Source organism: Micromonospora sp. KC721 (assembly GCF_004348355.1).
GTDB lineage: Bacteria > Actinomycetota > Actinomycetes > Mycobacteriales > Micromonosporaceae > Micromonospora.
The window spans coordinates 1-19998 of sequence record NZ_SMJY01000114.1; the positions used below are offsets into that span (position 1 = coordinate 1).

Here is a 19998-nt window from a genome sequence, read left to right on the forward strand (position 1 = left end):
CCGCGTACCTGCTCAGCTCTCGGCGGCGCGGCGGCGGGCCACCTCGGCCAGGGTCACCGCGGCGGCGACGCTGGCGTTGAGCGACTCGACGTCGGAGACCATCGGGATGCGCACCGTCAGGTCGCATCGCTCCCCGACCAGGCGGGACATTCCGCGCCCCTCGGAGCCGACCACGACCACCAGCGGGCCGACCGCGGCCTCCAGGTCGTACAGGTCGGTTTCGCCGTCGGCGTCCAGGCCCACCACGATGAAGCCGGCGTCCTGGCATGCCTTCAGCGACCGGGTCAGGTTGGTCACCTGGGCGACCGGCACCCGCGCCGCCGCGCCGGCGCTGGTGCGCCAGGCGGTCGCGGTGATCCCGGCGGCCCGCCGCTCCGGTACGAAAACCCCCTGCGCGCCGAACGCCGCGGCGGACCGGATCACCGCGCCCAGGTTGCGCGGGTCGGTGACCCCGTCCAGCGCGACCAGCAACGGGGCGGGTTGTTCCAGCGCGGCGGCGACCAGGTCCTCGAACGGCTGGTACGCGAAGGGCGGCACCTGCAGGCCGACGCCCTGGTGCAGCACCCCCCCGGTCATCCGGTCCAGCTCGGCCCGGCTGATCTCCAGAATGGCGATGCCCCGGTCGGCGGCGGTCCGGACGATCTCGTTGACCCGGTCGTCGATGTCGATGCCCTGCGCGGTGTACAGCGCGGTCGCCGGCACCTGGGCGCGCAGCGACTCCAGCACCGGGTTCCGGCCGACCAGCAGTTCGGGGCTGTCCTTGGCCGGGTTGGACTTGCGGCCCGGCGCGACCCGAGGGCCGGTGCGGCCGGTGGGCCTGCCACCCTTGCCGCCCTTGAACGGGGCACCGGCACGGGTGCCCCTGCCCCAGGTGGTGTCCTTGCTGCCCGGCTGGCCGACCTTGGGGGCACGCCCCTCCTCGACCGCCGCGCGCCGTTCCTTGTCCTGCTTCCAGGCGGTGCGCTGGGGCAACTTCTCGGTGCCCGAGTACGCCTTGTGCCAGGGTCGTTCGTCGGCGGGCAGGGTACGCCCCCGGCCCGCAAGGGCGTCCTTGTTCTTGCCGCCGGAGCCCTTCGGGGCACCTGCCTTCGGCGTCAGTCGCCGGCCACGGCGCTGCGAGTTGCCGGCCATCAGTCCTGCTCTCCAATAGTCCAACGGGGGCCCTGCGGGGTGTCCTCCACCACCACACCGGCCTGCTTGAGCTGGTCGCGTACGGCGTCCGCGGCGGCCCAGTCCTTGCGGCCGCGAGCCTGCGCGCGCTGCTCCAGCGCCAGCGCGATCAGGGAGTCCACCACGCCACGCAGGTCGTCCACGCGGTCGCCGCCCGTCCAGGCCGGGTCGAGCGGGTCAACGCCGAGGATATCCAGCATGGCCCGGGCTGCGGCGAGGGTGGTGCGGACGGTCACATCGTCGCCGGCGGTCAGCGCCGTGTTGCCGTCCCGCACGGTCTCGTGCAGCACGGCCAGGGCGGCGGAGGTGTTGAGGTCGTCGTCCATCGCCGCGACGAACCCGGCCGGCAGCTCACCGGGCAGCCCCGCGCCGACCCGCTCGACGGCCCGCTGCACGAAGCCCTCGATACGCCGGTACGCCACCGCCGCCTCGCGCAGCGCATCCTCCGAGTAGTCGATCCGGGAGCGGTAGTGCGCGGCGGCGTAGTAGTAGCGCAGCTCCACCGGGCGCACCCCGAGCGAGGCCACGTACGTCAGGTCGAGGGCGTTACCCAGCGACTTGCCCATCTTCGCGCCGCCGATGCTGAGCAGTCCGTGGTGCACCCAGTACCGGGCGAACGGCAGGCCGGCGGCCTGCGACTGGGCGATCTCGTTCTCGTGGTGCGGGAAGATCAGGTCGAGCCCGCCGCCGTGGATGTCGAACTCCGGCCCCAGGTAACGCCAGCACATCGCCGAGCACTCGATGTGCCAGCCGGGACGGCCCCGACCCCACGGCGACGGCCAGTAGGCGTCGACCGGCTCGTCCGGCTTGACGCCCTTCCAGAGCGCGAAGTCACGTGGGTCGCGTTTACCCCGGTCGGGGGCATCCCCGGCGGACTGCATGTCGTCGGGCGACTGCCCGGACAGCGCGCCGTACGCCGGCCAGGAGCAGACGTCGAAGTAGACGTCACCGGAGCCGTCGGTGGCCGGGTAGGCGTGCCCGTCGGCGATCAGCCGGGCGATCAGCTCGTGCATCTCCGGGATGTGCCCGGTGGCGCGCGGCTCGTACGTCGGCGGCAGCACGTTCAGCGCCCGGTACGACTCGGCGAGCAGCAGCTCGTTGGCGTAGGCGATGGACCAGAACGGCCGGCCCTGCTCCTGCGCCTTGACCAGGAGCTTGTCGTCGATGTCGGTGAGGTTGCGGATGAACCGCACCTGGTGACCGGCGGCGAGCAGCCAGCGGCGCAACACGTCGTAGTTGACGCCGGAGCGAAGATGGCCGATGTGCGGCGGTGCCTGGAGGGTGAGACCACACAGGTAGACCCCCACCTTGCCGGCTTCCCGCGGGACGAAGTCCCGCACCGATCGGGTGGCGGTGTCATACAGGCGTAGCGTCACCGTATCAGGGTAGCCCTCCCCGCTTCCCGGGATCGTCCGGAGCCGGGTCGTACGTCGGATGCCGAGCCGGGTCGTACGCTGCGTGCTGTGGAGACGGCAGGGCCGGCGGGCGGGGCGCGACCCGGCGCCGAGACGGCGCAGACCCTCGATCGAGGGCTGCGCCTGCTGCACCTGGTCGCCGACACCCGCGCCGGGTTGACCGTCACCGAGGCGGCACAGCGGCTGGGCATCGGCCGCGCGGCCGTCTACCGGCTGGTGGGGGCGCTGTCCGGGCACGGCATGGTACGCCGGGACGACGAGGGCCGGCTGCGTCTCGGTGCCGGCGTGCTGCACCTGGCCCGCCGTGCCCAGCCGCTGCTCGCCGAGGGTGCGCTGCCCGCGCTGCGCCGGCTGGCCGAACAGGTCGGTGCCACCGCGCACCTCACCGTGGTCGAGGGCGGTGAGGGGGTGGCGCTGGCCGTGGTCGAGCCGAGCTGGACACAGTTCCACGTCGGGTACCGGACGGGGACGCGGCACCCGTTGGCGCGGGGGGCCGCCGGACGGGCCATCCTCGCCGGACGATCCGGCGACGCCCGCCCGGTGAGCACCACCGGGGAACTCCAGTCCGGGGCGTACGGGGTGGCCGCCCCGGTGCTCGGGGTACCCGGGCTGGAGGCGAGCGTCGGCGTGGTCGCGCTGGCCCCGCTCGACATCGCCACCGTCGGCCCGCAGGTCACCGCTGCCGCCACCACCATCGCCACCGCCCTCTCCTGACCGCCGCAGACGACGTTGATCAGTCGTTCTGATACCCCAACCTGACGCAAGTTGAGTCGATCAGCCCCCGGCCGGGCCGCCGACTGGTGTAGTCCCTGAGGGGACGCCGCCATAGCACATGTCGGGGGTGGGCAACACGCTGTCCACAGGCGGGACACCGTGCGCATCGCAGGGTTGTCCACAGGGGTGGTGCCGGCTCACCGCCGACGGCCAGGCTGGTCGACATGCCCCCACTCGCTCACCGGCCGACCGTCCTCGCGTGGCAGGTCTTCCGTGGCTCGGACGCGGTCCGGCGCGGCCTCCTGACCGTCCACCAGCTTCGTAGCTCCGCCTGGGTTCAGCTCCGCCACGACGTCTACGCCGACGCCCGGCTCGACCGCGACCACGGTCTGGCCTGCCGTGCGGTGGGGCTGCGGCTGCCCGAGGGAGTGCTGCTCGCCGGACCCTCGGCGGCGTACCTGCACGGCGTGCAGCACGCTGCCGGATTCCCGGACGACGTCCACGTGCTGGCCCCGGTCGGCACCGGTCTGCGTACCCGTCGCGGTATCCAGGTGCACACGACCCTACACCCGCGTTCCCACGCCGACGAGGCCCCCGTCGGGCTCGCGCCTGCCGGGTCGCCGCGGCGCGGCACTCCCACGCCCGCCAGTTCACCGCCGCGCAGCACTCCGGCGTTCACCGCCTGGGAGTCGGCGGCCTGGCTAGAGCCGGTACGCGCGGTCGGAATCGTCGACGCGCTGCTCCGCCAAGGGCTCACCACCCGGGCGGATCTGGCCGGGGTCGCCGGGCGGTTGGCCGCCCGACCGGGTGGACGTCGGGCGCAACGGGTCTTCGACCTGGCCGACCCCGGTGCGCAGTCCCCGCCGGAGTCGCACCTACGGGCACGCCTGGTGTTGGCCGGTCTGCCCCAGCCGGTCACCCAACACCCGGTCCGGCTGCCGTCCGGGCTGGTCCTGCATCCCGACCTGGCCTGGCCGGAGTTCCGCGTGGCGGTGGAATACGACGGCGGGTGGCACGCCAGCGCGGAGCAGTTGCATCGCGACCGCCAACACCTCAACCAGCTCGTCGGCTCGGGGTGGCTCGTCCTGCACGTGACCGCTCGCCGCCTCCGTGACGACTTTCCCGCAGTCGTCCGCGAGGTCGCCGCCGCCCTGTCCGAGCGGGGCTGGCGTCGATGACTCGTCCCGACCCGCGGCACAACGGCCTGTCCGCGGCCCGGACACCGCAAGTCGGCGCGATCGAAGTTGGTCAGGCCTGGCCCGGGCCGGCCGGACGAGGGCCGGCCCGAGCGGGTCGGCTCGGCCAGCCCTCCCGGTGCGGGTTACGGGCGGATGTGCGGCTTGAGTGGGCTGGTCACCGCCGCGTACGCGTCGATGATGCCGTACCCGTAGAAGCCGTTGAAGTTCAGCGAGCCGGCGCAGTACGCGTCGAACTCGGCCGACCGGCCCTCGTTGGCGTAGCTCTGCAGGCGCGGTTCGGGGCAGGCGTGCTCGGCGGCGGTCCGGTAGAGGTGCTGCTCCACCAGGTTCGGCGCCAGCCCGAAGCCGTTGCGATCCTGCTTCTTGCCGTGCTTGCTGATGATCAGGCCGGCCACGCCGCTGACGTGCGGCGATGCCATCGAGGTGCCCTGCAGGTAGGTGTAGTACCCGCACTCGCCCTTCGCCGTGCACTGTGTGAAGACCGACTCCTCGAAGCCAGGGACGACGTTGCCGTTCTCGTCGACCGAACCCTCCTCCTGCAGCACCTTCTTCGGGTACGTCGAGAGGATCATGTTGGCGTCGGTGCGGTAGGTGTCGGTGCCGTACCCGTCCCGGAACCAGCCGCCGGGCGCGGCGACCGAGATCTGCTCGGTGCCGTAGTTGGAGTAGTCGGCCTTCTTGCCCGACGGACCGACGGCGGAGACGCCGATGACGTGCGGGCCCTCGACCGGGAAGTCCCAGCAGCTCTCGTTGTCGATCGGTCGCGGGTACGGGTCGGCGCCGTAGTCCGGGCTGGAGACGTCGGTCCGGGGAGCCCCGAGGTCCTCGTGGTTGTTGCCGAGCGAGCCGACCAGGGTGACGCCCTTGCGGTGAGCGAAGTTCAAGGCCCGCTTCATGGCCTTGATGGTGGCCCGCTGCTCGGCCTGCGACTCGGGCGAGTCGGCCGGGTTGGCGGTGCAGTTGTACAGCCACGGGTCGACGTAGAACGACATGTTGACCACGTCGATGCCGGCCTTGCCCGCGTACACGAGTGCGTTGACCACGGGATTGAGGAAGAAGTACCCGGAGTCCTGCCCGCCCTTGAGGTCGACCAGCGACACGTTCGGGGCGACGCCGGAGAGGCCGAAGCCGTTGGCGGCGGCACCGATGGTGCCGGCCACGTGGGTGCCGTGCCCACCGTCGTCGGTACCGGCCGGGTCGAGGCAGCTCGGCACCTCACACGGGCCGTCGATGTCGACCATGTCGGGGGCGAAGTTGCGCGACAGTGACCAGTTGAAGTTCGGCGCGAGATCCGGCTGGCTGGCGTCGACGCCGGTGTCGAGGATGGCGACAGTCACCCGCCTGTCCCCGGGCTCGACCTTGCGGGCCTTGTCGGCCCGGATCATGCCCAGACCCCAGAGCTTGTCGTCCATCGGGTCGAGCTTGCTGCTCTTACCCTTGGTGGCCATGGCCGCGCTCTTGGCCCGGGCCGCGCTCGTGGCCTGGGTGAGCAGGTGTTCCCGCTCGACCCGGTCCAGCTTCGGCTTGCGTCCGATGGCCTTCTGTTCGGCGGCGCCGACCAGCGCGTCGGTTGCCCGGGCGCGGCTGGCGAAGTCAGCCCGATCGCTGGTGACCTGGAAAAGGCCGACGTCGTCGGTGCGGGACACCACGGTCCCGCCGGCCGCCCGGATGGCGGCGACGGCGGCGTCGGCGGAGACACCGTCCTCGGCGACCACGGTGAACGTCCGGTTGCTGGTCGCTCCGGCGTTCGCCGGGGCCGACAGGCCAGTCAACGTCAGTGCCAGAGCCGCCGCGGTCGCGACGGCTCCGGCGGTGAAGCGCTTGCTCACCACATCAGATCCTCTCGTTGAGGGACGTGGCAGCATCAGACCTCACCGGACGCGGTTTCGCCAGGGGACGATCCGGAATAGAGCCTTATTGACACTTACCGCGCGCAGGGCGGCGGACAACGCGGCCAAGGTGCACACCTCGGCTTCGGATCGGCCCTACGGGCGGGCGTGGTGTCACGTCAGCGCCGGCGCGTCCGTCCGTTCCTCGGCCCGTTCGGCGGGGACGCCGCGCAGTTCGTCCAGGCGGACCAGGGCCACCCCGGCGACGATCAGTGCGCCACCGAGGAACTGCACCACGGTCGGCAGCTCACCCAGCACCAGCCAGGCGATGAGCACCGCGAACATCACCTCGGTCAGTCCGACGAACGACGACAGGCGCGCACCGAGGATCCGCGTCGCGGCGATCCCGGCGAGGTACGCGACCACCGCCGCGATCAACGACAGTCCGGCGATCGGGACGAGCCAGCTGGTGTGCCGCCCCGCGAAGTCGACCGACCCGAAGGTGGCCCGCAGCGGCAGTATCCCGACCAGGCCGAGCAGCGCCAACGCGGTCGCTCCGACCGCCATGCCGAGGCTGGCCATGGTGACCGAGGGCAGTTCGTCGTCGACCTGGGCGGCGAGCACGAAGTACGCGGCCAGGCCGACCGCCGCGCCGAGGCCCCAGAGCACGCCGACCGGGTCGAGGCGACCGGCGCCGGTCAGGTCGAGGACGAAGGCGAGCCCGCCCAACGCCGCGACCGAACCGACCACCGTGAGTCGCCGGGGTCGCTGCCGGTGCACCAGCCACATCCAGGCCACGACGAGGACGATGCCGAGGTATTCCAGCAGCAGGGCGACGCCGACCGGCAGGTACCGCACGGCGTTGAAGAAGCATGCCTGCGCGGTGGCGACGCCGAGCAGCCCGAATACACCCACCTGGTTGAGGGTGCGGCGCAGTACGTGGCCCCTGCCACGCAGCGCCAGCACGGCCGGCACGGCGAGCACCAGGGCGGCGATGCCGACCCGGGCGATCACCACTGCCTCGGCGGACCACCCGGCTTCGATCAGCGAGCGGGCGAAGGTGCCCGAGGTGGCGAAGGTGACGGCCGACAGGAGAGCCAGCCCGAGCCCGGCACCAGCGGTTCGTTGCTGCATCGATTCTTCCCACCAGACGCCGTCACGATCAAAGTATTCTTATGCCAGTGACGCTAACGGACCGCCGAGACAGGAGTCAAGTTGCTTTTCGCTCATGACACCGAGTGTGGGCTGGTCGCCGCCACCGCGCTGGTCAACACCGACGGTCGGGACGGCGAAGGGCTGCCGGACATCGCCGCCCTCGACCGGTTCCTCCTGAGATACGGCTGGACCGGCCGGCACGAACGCACCAAGGCCGAACTCGACGCGGTCCGCGCGCTGCGACCCCGGCTACGCCGGATCTGGTACGCCGACGTCGACGAGGTCGTCGCCATCGTCAACGGGCTGCTTCGGGAATCCCATGCGCTGCCCCAGCTCATCCGGCACGACGACGAGCCGTACCACATGCACGCGGTGCCCCGCGACGCGCCACTGGTCACCCGGATGGCGGTCGAGGCGGCGATGGCGATCGCCGATCTGGTACGCGGCGACGAACTGGCCCGACTCGGGATCTGCGCTCACGCCGACTGCGACAACGTGCTGATCGACCTGTCGAAGAACCGTTCCCGCCGGTTCTGTGAGGCCGGCTGCGGCAATCGTGCGGCGGTCACCGCGTACCGGGCGCGGAAGGCGGCCACTCGCTCCTGAGCAGTTCGTATTCCACCTCACCGTGTTCGGTGCCCGGGATCGGGTCGGCGAAGTGCAGGTGGAAGGTGCGTAGGTAGCGCAGGCCGGTCTTCGCCATCACCGCCCGGGAGCGGGCGTTGACCGCCATGGTCTGCGCCCACACCCGACGTACACCCACCGTCTCGAAGGCGTGCCGGAGCAGAGCCCGGGAGCCCTCGGTGGCCAGGCCCCGCCCCCATGCCTCGCGGCGCAGCCGGTAACCCAACTCCCCCTCGGCGCCGTCGTCGGACGGGTCGAGCGCGAACCAGCCCAGGAACCCACCGGTCGACCGGCCCTCCGCCGCCCACCGGCCCAGCCCCGGAGTGTGGTCGTACCGGGCGAGGATGCGCGGCAGGTGCTCGTCGCGCACGGCTTCGCGCGGGGTCGGCACACCGCCGGTCAGGAAGCGCATGACCTCCGGGTCGGCGTCCAACCCGACCAGGTTGTCCACGTCGTCGGCGGTGAACCGGCGCAGCCGCAGCCGCTCCGTCTCCAGCAGCACCTCTGTGCTCATGCTCCGAATCATGGCGGCAGCCGGCCGGCCGGTCGACGGGTTATCCCGTCTACGCTAAGGCCGTGGTCAGGGGTCTGTTGCTCGACTTCTACGGCACCGTCGTGGAGGACGACGACGCGGTCGTGGCCGCGATCGCCGCCCGGGTGGCGACCGACGCCACGACACCGGTCACCCCCGAGGCTGTCGCGGCGGCATGGATGCGGGAGTTCGCCACGGTCGCGGAGGGCCCGCCGTTCCGGCTGCTGCGCGACAGCGCACCCGAGAGCCTGGCCCGGGTGATGGCCGAGGTCGGTTGCCCCGGCGACGCGGCGGCGCTCTACGCGGCCCACCACGCCAACTGGGGGCTGCCTCCGCTGCGGCCGGGCACCCGGAAGTTTCTCACCGGCCTCCGGCTGCCCGTCTGTGTGCTCTCCGACGCCGACCGGGCCGACCTGGCGGCGGTCGTCGCTCACCACGACCTGGCCTTCACCGCTGTCGTGACCAGTGAGGATGTCGGGGCGTACAAACCGGATGGTGCCATGTTCCGGCGGGCGCTCGCCGCGCTGGGGCTGGCCGCCGACGAGGTGCTGCACGTCGGCGACTCGCTGCGCACCGACGTCGCCGGGGCGCACGAGGCGGGCATTCGCGCGGTGTGGGTCAACCGGCACGGAATGCCGGCCCCGGCGGATGCCCCGGTCACCCACGAGATCACCGACCTGACCGGCCTGACCACGATCCTCCGCTGACCGGCACCCCTAGCCACCGGCGTCGCACTGCCGGAACATGGGCCAGCACAGGCGGCGCGCCGGCCGGCACCGCCGCGAGCAGGTTCAGGCGGAGAGGTCCGCGAGAGACCGGCCCGGCGCGTCAGCGCGGCGGCGCGGCCACAAAGGCACGCCAGGCGTACGGGTCGAAGGTGAGCACCGGCCCGGCCGGATCCTTGCTGTCCCGCACCCCGACCATCCCCGGCACATTGGTCGCCACCTCGACACACTGAGTCGTTTGGTCGCTGCGGCTGTTCTTCCGCCACACGGCGCCGGTCAACTCCATGACTCGGCAACCTCCCTCAGCAACTCGACGGACTCCTGCTGCTGCTGGCCCAACCCGACCGCGCTCACCATCGACGCCGAGTAGTTGACGGCCTTGGCCAGTTCCTCCTGACTCAACCCGCGCCGGGTCCGTGCCCGCCGCAGCTCGGCTACCAGGGAAGGCCGCCGCTGTCATCCGCCCGTCCGTCATCTCCAGCCGTCCTCCAGCGTCCGGTTGGTGTATTCACCGCCGCGCCGATCCGGCGACCCGGAACGCAGGGCGTCTCGGGCAGCCAGCGCGAACCCTTCCCACCGTCGTGGTGTCGTCACCAGACTGTGCAGTGCAACAACCCCCGGCCCACCCTCCGGCCGTTGGTGTCGCGGTGGGACCGCCCGCTCCCCCGGCCGGCGGTCCCACCAACCGGGGGCGATGACGTAACCGATTCAGCTTTCCAGGAGACGGCCCGATGCCCCGGCTCATCCGACGACGCCCGCCTGCCCTGTCCCGACCTACCGATCGGCCCACACCAACGCTGGTCGGACGCCTTCGCCGCCTCGGCCCCAGCCTGGCCCGCAACCGGCGCCTCCTGTCGGCCGCACCCTTCGGGCAGAACCGCCCCCGACCGGTGCCACTCGCGCCCCGGCACCGCCGCACCTGGCGCGCCTTCCGCCTATGGTGCTCGTGCGGGCCGGCTGGCTCACGCCGGCCCAGAGGTGGCGGGCCAACGGCGGCCGCTGGTGAGCACGGAGCCCCGGCCGCACCTGCCGTTACGCCCCATCTGACTTGCGAGCGGCGGCCCCAGGGCGGGTACGTCGCCGGTCAGGGGTGGGTCATGCGGAGCAGGTCGAGGGCCTCATCGAGCTGCTCCTCGGTGAGCTTTCCGGAGTCGACGTGGCCCCGGGAGATCACCACCTCGCGGATCGAGACCTGCTTGGCCAGCGCCTCCTTGGCGATCGAGGCGGCCTCGTCGTACCCAAGGTGACGGTTGAGCGGGGTGACGATGGACGGCGAGCCCTCGGCGTACGCCAGGCAGACGTCGGCGTCCGCGACCAGGCCGACCACCAGCCGGTCGGCGAAGATCCGGCTGGACGCGGCGAGCAGCTTGATCGACTCCAGCAGGTTGCGGCCCATCACCGGAAGCATGACATTCAGCTCGAAGTCGCCCTGCGAGCCGGCGAACGCCACCGTGGCGTCGTTGCCGATCACCTGCGCGCAGACCTGACGCATCGCCTCGGCGACCACCGGGTTCACCTTGCCCGGCATGATCGACGAGCCGGGCTGGAGGTCCGGGATACGCAGCTCACGCAGGCCGGCACGGGGGCCGGAACCCATCCAGCGGATGTCGTTGGCCATCTTGTACAACCCCACCGCGATGGTGCGCAGTTGACCGGAGGTCTCCACCAGCGCGTCCCGCGCGCCCTGCGCCTCGAAGTGGTTGCGGGCCTCGGTCAACGGCAGCCCGGTGGACTCGCGCAGCTTCTCGATGACCCGGGCGGCGAACCCGAACGGGGTGTTGATGCCGGTGCCCACGGCCGTGCCACCGAGCGGCAGCTCGGCCAGCCGGGGCAGCGCCGACTCCAACCGCTGGACGCCGTACCGGATCTGGGCCGCGTAGCCGCCGAACTCCTGACCGAGGGTGACCGGGGTGGCGTCCATCAGGTGGGTACGCCCGGCCTTGACCACCGTCTCGAACTCGGCCGCCTTCTCCTCCAGCGCCCCGGCCAGATGCTTCAGCGAGGGGATCAGATCCTCCACCACGAACTGGGTGGCGGCCAGGTGGATCGAGGACGGGAAGACGTCGTTGCTGGACTGGGAGGCGTTCACGTCGTCGTTCGGGTGCACCTCCCGGCCCAACTCCCGGCTGGCAAGGGTGGCGATCACCTCGTTGGTGTTCATGTTGGACGAGGTGCCGGACCCGGTCTGGAAGACGTCGACCGGGAACTGGTCGTCGTAGCCGCCGTCGGCCACGTGCGCGGCGGCGGCGGCGATCGCGGCGGCGACGTCCGCGTCGATTACGCCCAGTTCCCCGTTCACCTGCGCCGCCGCGCCCTTGATCTGGGCCAGCGCCTTGATCTGCGCCGGTTCGATGCCCCGACCCGAGATCGGGAAGTTCTGCACCGCGCGCTGGGTCTGCGCCCGCCACAGCGCCTCGGCGGGCACCTCCACCTCACCCATCGAGTCGCGTTCGATCCGGTAACCCGTTGCCTCTGGAGTCGTCACGCGTACCATCCTGCCGCGCCCCGGAGCTACCCGCTCAGAAGCCGCCAGAAAGCGGATGGGCGGTAGGCAGAGCGGGCACCCGACTCCGATCCGCCATCCACCAGGAGAATCCCGGCGACATCCAGCCCGCCACCCCAAGGATGCGTCAAGATCCGACGCCCGCAGGTCCCCCGAAGGCGCGCCCTGCGGCTGGCCGCCTTCTTGTTCCGCAAACTTCCCTATCAGCCTACATGCCTTGCCGTTCTGGAGGGCATTGGGCATGATAGGTAACTATGAGGGTAGAGGCGGTCGACTCCGCTAACGAGGGGACCTCCCTGTTCGGCACACCAGCAGGGGCGGGCCGTGTAGCGTGTCGTCCCCGGCGGGGCCGACCAGGTGGGAACCTGGTCAGCCCCATCGGGTCGTTCACGAAGCCGACGTCATGAGCTCGATCTACCGCTCCGAGAACGGACGCCGTGCGGTGGAGGAGCGTTACCGAGCATTCCTGCACGCCTGGCCCGTGCCATCGACGGAGTCGTTGCTGTCCACCCGCCAGGGTGACACCTTCGTCGTTTCCTGCGGCCCGCCCGACGCCCCGCCGGTGGTGCTGCTGCACGGTGGCGGGTTCAATTCGGCGGCCTGGTTGAGCGATGTCGCGGATTGGGCCCAGTCGCATCGGGTGTACGCCGTCGATGTGATCGGCGAGCCCGGTCTCAGCGCGCCATCTCGGCCGTCGCTGGAGTCGGATGCATACGCCGAGTGGCTCGATGACGTGCTTGACGGGCTTGGGATCACGCGGACGGCGTTCGTGGGCGCGTCGCTGGGCGGGTGGCTGGCGCTCGACTTCGCCATACGTCGACCGGAGCGGGTTGCGCGGCTCGCGCTGCTCGTGCCCGCTGGGATCGGGCGTCAGAAGCACGGCGCGCTCATCGCCTCGCTCCTCCTCGTGCCCTTCGGTAAGAGGGGTCAGCGTGCGGCTTACCGCTTCGTGCTCGGTCCCGCCTCCGCGTCGAAGGTGTCGGGGGCCGAGGCGGCCCTTCACCGAGACTTCGCCGACTACCTGCTGCTCATTCTGATGAACTACCGGATGCGACGCGAGCGGCTGCCGGTCTTCACCGATGAGCAACTGCGCCACCTTGATGCGCCGATGCTGGTCATTGCTGGAGCGAAGGATCGGATTCTGGACACCCACCACACCGCCCGCCGGCTGCGTCACCTGTGTCCCGACGCTGCCGTCACCCTGCTGCCCGACACGGGCCACATTCCCACCGGGTACGCCGAGACCATCCAGCGGTTCCTGACCGACGCAGACCAGGAATAACGGACCGGAGCGGAACGCCGTGTCCTGTCGACCGGCGACGGCTGCGCCCGGTTGCCGCCGCCCTGGTCGCCTACCGTTCCGGGGAGCCGGCCGACGTCCTACCGCCGGCCGACGGTGAGCACCGGCTTGGTGACCTCGGCGAAGAAGTCGTTGCCCTTGTCGTCGACCACGATGAAGGCGGGGAAGTCCTCCACCTCGATCTTCCAGACCGCCTCCATGCCCAGCTCCGGGTATTCGAGCACCTCGACGTGGCGGATGCAGTCCTGCGCCAGCCGGGCGGCGGGGCCACCGATCGAGCCGAGGTAGAAGCCTCCGTGCTGCTGACAGGAGCGGGTCACCTGGGCGGAGCGGTTGCCCTTGGCCAGCATCACCAGCGACCCGCCGGACGCCTGGAACTTCTCCACGTACGCGTCCATCCGCCCGGCGGTGGTCGGGCCGAACGAGCCGGAGGCGTATCCCTCCGGGGTCTTCGCCGGGCCGGCGTAGTAGACGGCGTGGTCACGTAGGTACTGCGGCATCGGCTCGCCGGCATCCAGCCGCTCGGCGATCTTCGCGTGCGCGATGTCCCGGGCGACGACCAGCGGGCCGGTCAGCGACAGCCGGGTCTTCACCGGGTACTTCGACAGCTCGGCGCGGATCTCGTCCATCGGCCGGTTCAGGTCGACCCGGACCACCTCGGCGGCGTCCAGCGTCTCGTCGGTGACGTCGGGCAGGTAGCGCGCCGGGTCGGTCTCCAGTCGCTCCAGCCAGACCCCCGACGGTGTGATCTTGGCAACCGCCTGCCGGTCGGCGGAGCAGGAGACGGCGATCGCCACCGGGCAGGACGCGCCGTGCCGGGGCAGCCGGACCACCCGCACGTCGTGACAGAAGTACCGGCCGCCGAACTGCGCGCCGATGCCGAAGTTGCGGGTCAGCTCCAGCACCTCCGCCTCCAGCTCCAGGTCACGGAAGCCGTGGGCGGTCATCGAACCGGAGGTGGGCAGGGTGTCCAGGTACTTGGCGGAGGCGTACTTCGCGGTCTTCAGGGCGTACTCGGCGGAGGTGCCACCGATGACGACGGCCAGGTGGTACGGCGGGCAGGCCGAAGTGCCGATGAGCCGCAGCTTTTCCTCCAGGAACTGCATCATCCGGGTCGGGTTCAGCAGCGCCTTGGTCTCCTGGTAGAGGTACGACTTGTTGGCCGAGCCCCCACCCTTGGCCATGAACAGGAACTTGTACGCGTCCGGGTGACCGTCCGGGTCCTCGGCGTACAGCTCCACCTGGGCCGGCAGGTTGCTGCCGGTGTTGCGCTCCTCCCACATGGTCAGCGGGGCGAGCTGCGAGTAGCGCAGGTTGAGCCGGGTGTACGCCTGCCACACGCCGCGCGAGATCGCCTCGGCGTCGCCGCCGTCGGTGAGCACGTGCCGGCCGCGCTTGCCCATCACGATGGCCGTGCCGGTGTCCTGGCACATCGGCAGCACGCCACCGGCGGCGATGTTGGCGTTGCGCAGCAGGTCCAGGGCGACGAACCGGTCGTTCGGCGAGGCGGCCGGGTCGTCGATGATCGACCGCAGCTGGGCCAGGTGCGCGGGACGCAGGAAGTGGGCGATGTCGTGCATCGCCTCGGCGGTCAGCGCGGTCAGCGCGGCCGGCTCCACGGTCAGAAACCGGCGGCCCCCGGGGCCGTTGACGACGTCGACGCCCTCGTCGGTGACCAGCCGGTACTCCGTCTGGTCGGGGCCGGTCGGCAGCAAGGGGGCGTACGAGAACGCGGCGGCACTGCTCATGACGGGAAAGCCTAGGGCAGACCGGTCGATCGGTGACACCCGCCGGGTGGGTCGTGGGAGTCCGTGTCCACCGGCCGGGCGGGGCACGCTCAACCGTCGGCGCAGAGTTCCCGTTTCGGCCCGCAACTGTCCCGCGGGCCTGGGATCTGGTCACCGCCGGGCGCGGGAGCGTCGGCCTCGTCCGCCCCGTCGGGGCGGGGAGCGGGCGGCCCACCGGCGCCGGTGCCGAACCGGACGTAGCCGATCTCCCGGCCCTCGCCGATGACCATCCCGCCCGGCCCGACCGCGAGCGCGTTCGCACTGCTGCGCAACACCACCAGCTCACGGCCGGTCCGCGGGTCGAGCGCGATCAGCCGGTTCGGTTTCTCCCCGGTGAGCACCGCCGCGTACGGGGTGAGAGCGCCACCGGCCCGGTCACTCGCGGGCCGGGTCCACCGCGCCTTCGCCGCGCCGAGTTGGCGGCCGACGACCGACCGCTTGTCGGCGGCGCGGACCAGCGCGTACCGGTCGTCGACGGCGAGCAGCCGTTCGCCCTCGGCGGTGGCCAGCAGCAGCCGGCCGTCGTATCCGTCGAGGACCACCTCCCGGCCGTCGGGGGCGATGCCGGTCAGCACGTTCCGGGCGCCCTGCGGGTCCTGGCGCTGGACGCAGCCGGCGCTGTCCGCGGTCCGCACGTTCACTCCCGCGCGCCGCCACACCTCCTCGCCGGTGGCCGTGTCGCGGGCGGAGACGGTGTACTGGCAGGAGCCGTCGCGAGACACGGCGGTGATCCGGAGTAACCGGCCGCCGATCACCGCCAGCCGCTCGTCCCGGCCGGGTTCGAGGTTCTGCACCACCCGCCCGCCGGCGGTGTCCACCACGTGTACCCGACCGTCCACCGGGAAGCCGAGCAGCGGGGGCGCGGGCTCGGGGCCGGCCACCCCGGCCTCGACGCGGGGCGTGGTGAAGCGCCGGGTGCCCAGCAGGTTCGGGTTGTCGGCGAAGAGGCCGCTGCTCACCCCGGGCAGGAACGCCGTCCAGCGGGGCGCGGTGCCGCGCGGATCCCAGGCGGATAGGGTGCAGTCGGTCGCCTCGACGCATCGCGCGTCGAGCAGCATGTTCCGGTACGTCCAGACGGCCACCGCGTCGTCGTCGCGCCGGCGCACCACCCCGGTCGCGGGGTCGAGCAGCTCGTACCCCTTGACCAGGAGCTTGCCCACGGCGACGACCGCGTCCCGGTCGCCACCGGCCACCGCCGCCCAGTCGGCCTTGCGTTCCCACAGCTGCGTCCCGGTGGTGAGGTTGCGCGCCTCCACCCGGGTCCGCTGCTCGACCACCACCGTGTCCCCGGCGATGGTGACGCTCTTCGGCGTGCCGCCGACACGCTGCTGCCAGACCACGTCCGGCTCGGAGATCGGCTTGCGGCTGCCGACCCAGTCCCACACGGCGGGGAACGGGTTCCAGACACCCGTGGCGGCGAGGACGACCACGACGACGAGCCCGAGCAGCAGCCACCCACGCACGCCGAGCTTCGACACACCGCACACGGTAGCGATGCTCGCCGCATCCCCGGCCTTGTCGGTCGGAGTGTCGCCGCCCTTTCTTCGCGCGGGCCTCAGCGCCGGACGGCGGAGTGGACCAGCGGGAGGGTCCGGTAGGGGATCTGCTCGGCCAGGGCGATGATGGTGGAGGCGCGGCGGATGCCCTCGCACGAGACGATCTGGTCGATCACCCGTTGCAGGTCGGCGTTGGAGCGCGCCACGATCCGGCAGAGCAGGTCACTGGAGCCGGTGATGGTGTGCGCCTCCAGCACCTCGGGGATGGCGGCCAGGTGGGCGGTGACCGGGTCGTGCCCGTGCCGTTGGCTGATCTCCAGGGTGACGAAGCTGGTCACCGCGAAGCCGATCGCCGCCGGGGAGACCTCCGGCCCGAAACCGCCGATCACCCCCCGCGCGACGAGCCGGTCCAGCCGGGCCTGGGCGGTGCCCCGGGCCACCCCGAGGCGGCGGGAACACTCCAACACCCCGATCCGCGGCTCCTCGGTGAGCAACTGGATCAACCTGGCATCGAGCTCGTCGAGCTGTGCATGTTGTCCACCGTTCATGCGCCGGCACTCTACCGAATGTGCAGACTGACCAGCGAAATCGGTGACAGTTGCCCAGTCCGGGCGGGGCGGTGATAGTCCCCCGCAAGAGCGCAGGAACGGCGGCCCACGAGGCCGGCCGGTACGCGAGGGAGACCACCATGACGCAGGCGATCGACCGTCCGACCGACGACGTCGACATCGACCAGCTCGTCGGCGCCGTCGACCACGACATCAGCCACGACCCGTTCCCGGTCAGGGGCCTCGACCACGTGCACTTCCTGGTCGGCAACGCCAAGCAGGCCGCGCACTACTACTCCACGGCGTTCGGCATGACCTGCGTGGCGTACCGGGGGCCGGAACAGGGTTACCGGGACCACGCCCAGTACGTGCTGACCAGCGGATCGGCCCGGTTCGTGCTGACCGGCGCGGTCCGCCCGCACGCCGAGGGCGCCGACCACGTGGCCCGGCACAGCGACGGGGTCAGCGACATCGCGCTGGAGGTGCCGGACGTGGACGCCGCGTACGCGCACGCCGTCGGGCAGGGCGCGACCGGCCTCGTCGAGCCGCACGACGTCGCCGACGAGCACGGCACCGTCCGGCTGGCCGCCATCGCCGCGTACGGCGACACCCGGCACACCCTGGTCGACCGGTCCCGCTACACCGGCCCGTTCCTGCCCGGCTTCGTGGCCCGCGCGCCGATCGTGGACCGGCAGCCGATGATCGACGCCGGACTCCAGCCGAAGCGGTTCTTCCAGGCGGTCGACCACGTGGTCGGCAACGTCGAACTGGGCCGGATGGACGAGTGGGTGGACTTCTACCGGCGGGTCATGGGCTTCACCAACATGGCCGAGTTCATCGGCGACGACATCGCCACCGACTACTCCGCGCTGATGAGCAAGGTGGTCGCCAACGGAACCCGCAAGGTGAAGTTCCCGCTCAACGAGCCGGCGATCGCCCGTAAGAAGTCGCAGATCGACGAGTACCTGGAGTACTACCAGGGGCCGGGCGCGCAGCACATCGCGGTGGCCACCAACGACATCCTGGCCAGCGTCGACGCCATGCGAGCGGCCGGTGTGGACTTCCTGCACACCCCGGACTCGTACTACGACGATCCCGAGCTGCGCGCCCGCATCGGCAAGGTGCGGGTGCCGATCGAGGAGCTGAAGGCCCGCCGGATTCTCGTCGACCGGGACGAGGACGGCTACCTGCTCCAGATCTTCACCAAGCCGGTGCAGGACCGCCCGACCGTCTTCTTCGAGCTCATCGAGCGGCACGGCTCGCTCGGTTTCGGCAAGGGCAACTTCAAGGCGCTGTTCGAGGCCATCGAGCGGGAACAGGAGAAGCGCGGCAACCTGTAACACTGTCGAGCGTGACCCAGCCTCCGACGTACCCGACGCCGCCGGCCGGCGGGCAGCCGCCCGCCGCCGGCGGCTTCGCGCCGCCCACCGGTCCGACCCCCCAGGGGTACGCGGTCCCACCCCAGTACGCCCCGCCGGGCTGGGCCCTGCCGCCCGGGTACGCCGGTCCCCCGCCCGGGTACACGGGGCCGCCGCGTCCGGCGCTGGCTCCGAACGGGCAGCCGCTGGCAAGCTTCGGTGACCGGCTGTTGGCCTTCCTCCTCGACTCGGTGATCCTGGGTGGGGTCGCCACCGTCCTCGCCATCCCCGCGATCGTGGTGTTCGTCGCGGTGATCACGCCCGAGCTGACCGTCACCGCCCCGGACGGCACGCCCGTGGCGAACCCGGTCACCGACGTTCTGCTGCCGCTGCTGGCGCTGGAGGCCGGGCTGCTCGTGGTGATCTTCGCGTTGTCCTACGTCTACCAGGTCGAGTTCGTGCGCAGGACCGGGCAGACCGTCGGCAAGCGGGTGCTGAAGCTCAAGATCGTGCCGGTCGATCCGGCCGCCCCGCTCAGTCGGGGGATGCTGGCGAAACGCTGGCTGGCCCAGCAGGGCGGCGGGCTCATTCCGGGGTTCAGCTACCTCGACGGGCTCTGGCAGCTCTGGGACAAGCCCTGGCAGCAGTGCCTCCACGACAAGTTCGCCCGTACGGTCGTCGTTAAGGTTGCTCCGTGAGTGTGCAGCCAGGCTGGTACGTCGACCCCGCCGAGCCGACCACCCGACGGTGGTGGGACGGTGAGGGCTGGGTCGGGCGGCCGATTCCGCTCGACGTCACCCCGCCGGAGGGTCCGCCGCCGGAGGAGGAGCCCACCCCCGAGCCGGCCCCGACCACCGGGGCGCCGCCGCAACACGCCCCGGGCCAGCCGCCCGCCGGCGGGCCGTCGAACATCCAGCCTCCCGCCGGCTGGTCGCCGGCTCCGGGACAGCCTCCCGCCGGGGGCTGGCGGCCGGTTCCGGGACAACAGCCCGGCGGGTGGCCGCCGGCCGCCGGCCCCGGGCACCCCCAGGGGCCGCCGCCCGGCTGGCCGTACCCGACCTGGCCGGGCCGCCCACCGCTGCCGCGTCCGCACGGGTTTCCGCTGGCCTCGTACGGGGCTCGGCTGGTCGCCCGCCTGATTGACTTCGGCATCCTGTTCCTGCTCAGCCTCGCCGTGAACGGCTGGTTCATCTGGCGTTACGTGCAGGAGGTCTCGCCCTACCTCAGCGAGGCGTTGCGGCGGGCGATGGCCGGCGACACCTCCCGGGAAGGGCTGCCGACGGTCGGTCAGCAGGCCGACGGGCTGCTGCTGGCCATCCTGCTGATCACCACCGCGCTCTGGTTCGCCTACGAGGTGCCGGCGATGGCCGCCGGTGGGCAGACCGTCGGCAAGCGGCTGGCGCGGGTGCGGGCCGTACCGGTCGAGGCGGACCAGCCGCTCGGCTTCGGCCGGGCCGCCCGCCGGTGGAGCACCCTCGGCCTGCCCACCCTGCTCTGGTACTGCCTCTGCTTCGGCCTGGTGCTCCAGTTCGTCGACGCCGTCTCCGCGCTCTTCGACCACCCGCTCCGGCAGGCGCTGCACGACAAGCGCGCCCGGACCGTGGTGGTACGGCTGCCGCGAGCTGAGCCCACCCCTGCCGCCC

General features: G+C 71.7%; 18 protein-coding genes and 1 pseudogene. 8 read left to right on the forward strand and 11 right to left on the reverse strand.

From position 1 onward, the window contains the following. Window positions 1-12: 12 nt before the first annotated feature. Together rlmB and cysS are read right to left on the reverse strand one after the other, a co-directional pair. The gene (rlmB, locus tag E1182_RS19130) at window positions 13-1131 is read right to left on the reverse strand and encodes a 23S rRNA (guanosine(2251)-2'-O)-methyltransferase RlmB (RefSeq protein ID WP_132267192.1); all 1119 of its coding nucleotides are present in this window, start codon (window positions 1129-1131) and stop codon (window positions 13-15) included. Then, window positions 1131-2546: a cysteine--tRNA ligase gene (cysS, locus tag E1182_RS19135; RefSeq protein ID WP_132267194.1), complete on the reverse strand. Its 1416-nt coding sequence runs from the start codon at window positions 2544-2546 to the stop codon at window positions 1131-1133. The genes rlmB and cysS overlap by 1 nt, the downstream gene beginning before the upstream one ends. 78 nt (window positions 2547-2624) lie before the next feature. Between cysS and E1182_RS19140 the strand changes: the two genes are divergently transcribed. Together E1182_RS19140 and E1182_RS19145 are read left to right on the forward strand one after the other, a co-directional pair. Further along, a complete protein-coding gene (locus tag E1182_RS19140; protein WP_371687570.1) occupies window positions 2625-3299 on the forward strand; it encodes an IclR family transcriptional regulator in 675 nt (224 codons plus the stop codon). A 224-nt stretch (window positions 3300-3523) separates the two neighbouring features. After that, window positions 3524-4477, forward strand: a complete 954-nt coding sequence (locus E1182_RS19145; RefSeq protein WP_132267198.1) for an endonuclease domain-containing protein — start codon at window positions 3524-3526, stop codon at window positions 4475-4477. A 143-nt stretch (window positions 4478-4620) separates the two neighbouring features. Here the strand turns inward: E1182_RS19145 and E1182_RS19150 are convergent, their stop codons facing one another. Beyond that, window positions 4621-6327: a S8 family serine peptidase gene (locus E1182_RS19150; RefSeq protein WP_165942663.1), complete on the reverse strand. Its 1707-nt coding sequence runs from the start codon at window positions 6325-6327 to the stop codon at window positions 4621-4623. 174 nt (window positions 6328-6501) lie between these two features. Beyond that, the gene (locus tag E1182_RS19155; RefSeq protein WP_132267203.1) at window positions 6502-7461 is read right to left on the reverse strand and encodes a DMT family transporter; all 960 of its coding nucleotides are present in this window, start codon (window positions 7459-7461) and stop codon (window positions 6502-6504) included. Window positions 7462-7542: 81 nt separating this feature from the next. On the opposite strand from E1182_RS19155, the gene E1182_RS19160 reads away from it, so the two are divergent. Then, window positions 7543-8088 (forward strand): CGNR zinc finger domain-containing protein, encoded by a 546-nt coding sequence (locus tag E1182_RS19160; protein WP_132267205.1) that lies wholly within the window; start codon window positions 7543-7545, stop codon window positions 8086-8088. On the opposite strand, the gene E1182_RS19165 is transcribed toward E1182_RS19160, so the two are convergent. Next, window positions 8048-8620 (reverse strand): GNAT family N-acetyltransferase, encoded by a 573-nt coding sequence (locus E1182_RS19165; protein ID WP_132267207.1) that lies wholly within the window; start codon window positions 8618-8620, stop codon window positions 8048-8050. The two genes, E1182_RS19160 and E1182_RS19165, sit on opposite strands and share 41 nt — an antisense overlap. 62 nt (window positions 8621-8682) lie before the next feature. On the opposite strand from E1182_RS19165, the gene E1182_RS19170 reads away from it, so the two are divergent. Continuing rightward, complete coding sequence (locus E1182_RS19170) at window positions 8683-9345, forward strand: HAD family hydrolase (RefSeq protein ID WP_165942664.1); 663 nt, start codon at window positions 8683-8685, stop codon at window positions 9343-9345. 121 nt (window positions 9346-9466) lie between these two features. On the opposite strand, the gene E1182_RS19175 is transcribed toward E1182_RS19170, so the two are convergent. The 3 genes and pseudogenes from E1182_RS19175 to E1182_RS19185 all read right to left on the reverse strand — a co-directional run bounded on the left by E1182_RS19175 (window position 9467) and on the right by E1182_RS19185 (window position 11857). Further along, a complete protein-coding gene (locus E1182_RS19175; protein ID WP_132267212.1) occupies window positions 9467-9649 on the reverse strand; it encodes a DUF397 domain-containing protein in 183 nt (60 codons plus the stop codon). Between the two features lie 44 nt (window positions 9650-9693). Further along, window positions 9694-9838: pseudogene (locus E1182_RS19180) on the reverse strand (multiprotein-bridging factor 1 family protein); the annotation flags it as partial. 609 nt (window positions 9839-10447) lie between these two features. Continuing rightward, window positions 10448-11857 carry a class II fumarate hydratase gene (locus E1182_RS19185; RefSeq protein WP_207914066.1) on the reverse strand — a complete coding sequence of 470 codons (1410 nt, stop codon included), beginning with the start codon at window positions 11855-11857 and terminating at the stop codon, window positions 10448-10450. A 412-nt stretch (window positions 11858-12269) separates the two neighbouring features. Between E1182_RS19185 and E1182_RS19190 the strand changes: the two genes are divergently transcribed. Then, window positions 12270-13148, forward strand: coding sequence for an alpha/beta fold hydrolase (locus E1182_RS19190; RefSeq protein ID WP_132267216.1), 879 nt, complete (start codon window positions 12270-12272; stop codon window positions 13146-13148). 98 nt (window positions 13149-13246) lie between these two features. On the opposite strand, the gene E1182_RS19195 is transcribed toward E1182_RS19190, so the two are convergent. The 3 genes from E1182_RS19195 to E1182_RS19205 all read right to left on the reverse strand — a co-directional run bounded on the left by E1182_RS19195 (window position 13247) and on the right by E1182_RS19205 (window position 16997). Next, window positions 13247-14914 carry a fumarate hydratase gene (locus E1182_RS19195; RefSeq protein ID WP_132267218.1) on the reverse strand — a complete coding sequence of 556 codons (1668 nt, stop codon included), beginning with the start codon at window positions 14912-14914 and terminating at the stop codon, window positions 13247-13249. Between the two features lie 89 nt (window positions 14915-15003). Further along, window positions 15004-16431, reverse strand: a complete 1428-nt coding sequence (locus E1182_RS19200; RefSeq protein ID WP_243706307.1) for a PQQ-binding-like beta-propeller repeat protein — start codon at window positions 16429-16431, stop codon at window positions 15004-15006. 77 nt (window positions 16432-16508) lie between these two features. After that, window positions 16509-16997: an Lrp/AsnC family transcriptional regulator gene (locus tag E1182_RS19205; RefSeq protein ID WP_132267220.1), complete on the reverse strand. Its 489-nt coding sequence runs from the start codon at window positions 16995-16997 to the stop codon at window positions 16509-16511. 140 nt (window positions 16998-17137) lie between these two features. Between E1182_RS19205 and hppD the strand changes: the two genes are divergently transcribed. The 3 genes from hppD to E1182_RS19220 form a co-directional block, all read left to right on the forward strand. Further along, window positions 17138-18337 carry a 4-hydroxyphenylpyruvate dioxygenase gene (hppD, locus tag E1182_RS19210; RefSeq protein WP_132267222.1) on the forward strand — a complete coding sequence of 400 codons (1200 nt, stop codon included), beginning with the start codon at window positions 17138-17140 and terminating at the stop codon, window positions 18335-18337. Between the two features lie 11 nt (window positions 18338-18348). Further along, window positions 18349-19053 carry an RDD family protein gene (locus tag E1182_RS19215; protein WP_132267224.1) on the forward strand — a complete coding sequence of 235 codons (705 nt, stop codon included), beginning with the start codon at window positions 18349-18351 and terminating at the stop codon, window positions 19051-19053. Beyond that, window positions 19050-19998, forward strand: a 949-nt coding sequence (locus tag E1182_RS19220; protein ID WP_132267226.1) for an RDD family protein, incomplete at its 3' end; no start/stop codon positions are given. The genes E1182_RS19215 and E1182_RS19220, both read left to right, overlap by 4 nt.

Bases quoted from the DNA above. Each gene is read 5' to 3' on its own strand.
- rlmB (WP_132267192.1), bottom strand. From the start codon at position 1,131: ATGGCCGGCAACTCGCAGCGCCGTGGCCGGCGACTGACGCCGAAGGCA.
- E1182_RS19145 (WP_132267198.1), top strand. From the start codon at position 3,524: ATGCCCCCACTCGCTCACCGGCCGACCGTCCTCGCGTGGCAGGTCTTC.
- E1182_RS19155 (WP_132267203.1), bottom strand. From the start codon at position 7,461: ATGCAGCAACGAACCGCTGGTGCCGGGCTCGGGCTGGCTCTCCTGTCG.
- E1182_RS19165 (WP_132267207.1), bottom strand. From the start codon at position 8,620: ATGAGCACAGAGGTGCTGCTGGAGACGGAGCGGCTGCGGCTGCGCCGG.
- E1182_RS19175 (WP_132267212.1), bottom strand. From the start codon at position 9,649: ATGGAGTTGACCGGCGCCGTGTGGCGGAAGAACAGCCGCAGCGACCAA.
- E1182_RS19185 (WP_207914066.1), bottom strand. From the start codon at position 11,857: ATGGTACGCGTGACGACTCCAGAGGCAACGGGTTACCGGATCGAACGC.
- E1182_RS19190 (WP_132267216.1), top strand. From the start codon at position 12,270: ATGAGCTCGATCTACCGCTCCGAGAACGGACGCCGTGCGGTGGAGGAG.
- E1182_RS19195 (WP_132267218.1), bottom strand. From the start codon at position 14,914: ATGAGCAGTGCCGCCGCGTTCTCGTACGCCCCCTTGCTGCCGACCGGC.
- E1182_RS19205 (WP_132267220.1), bottom strand. From the start codon at position 16,997: ATGAACGGTGGACAACATGCACAGCTCGACGAGCTCGATGCCAGGTTG.
- hppD (WP_132267222.1), top strand. From the start codon at position 17,138: ATGACGCAGGCGATCGACCGTCCGACCGACGACGTCGACATCGACCAG.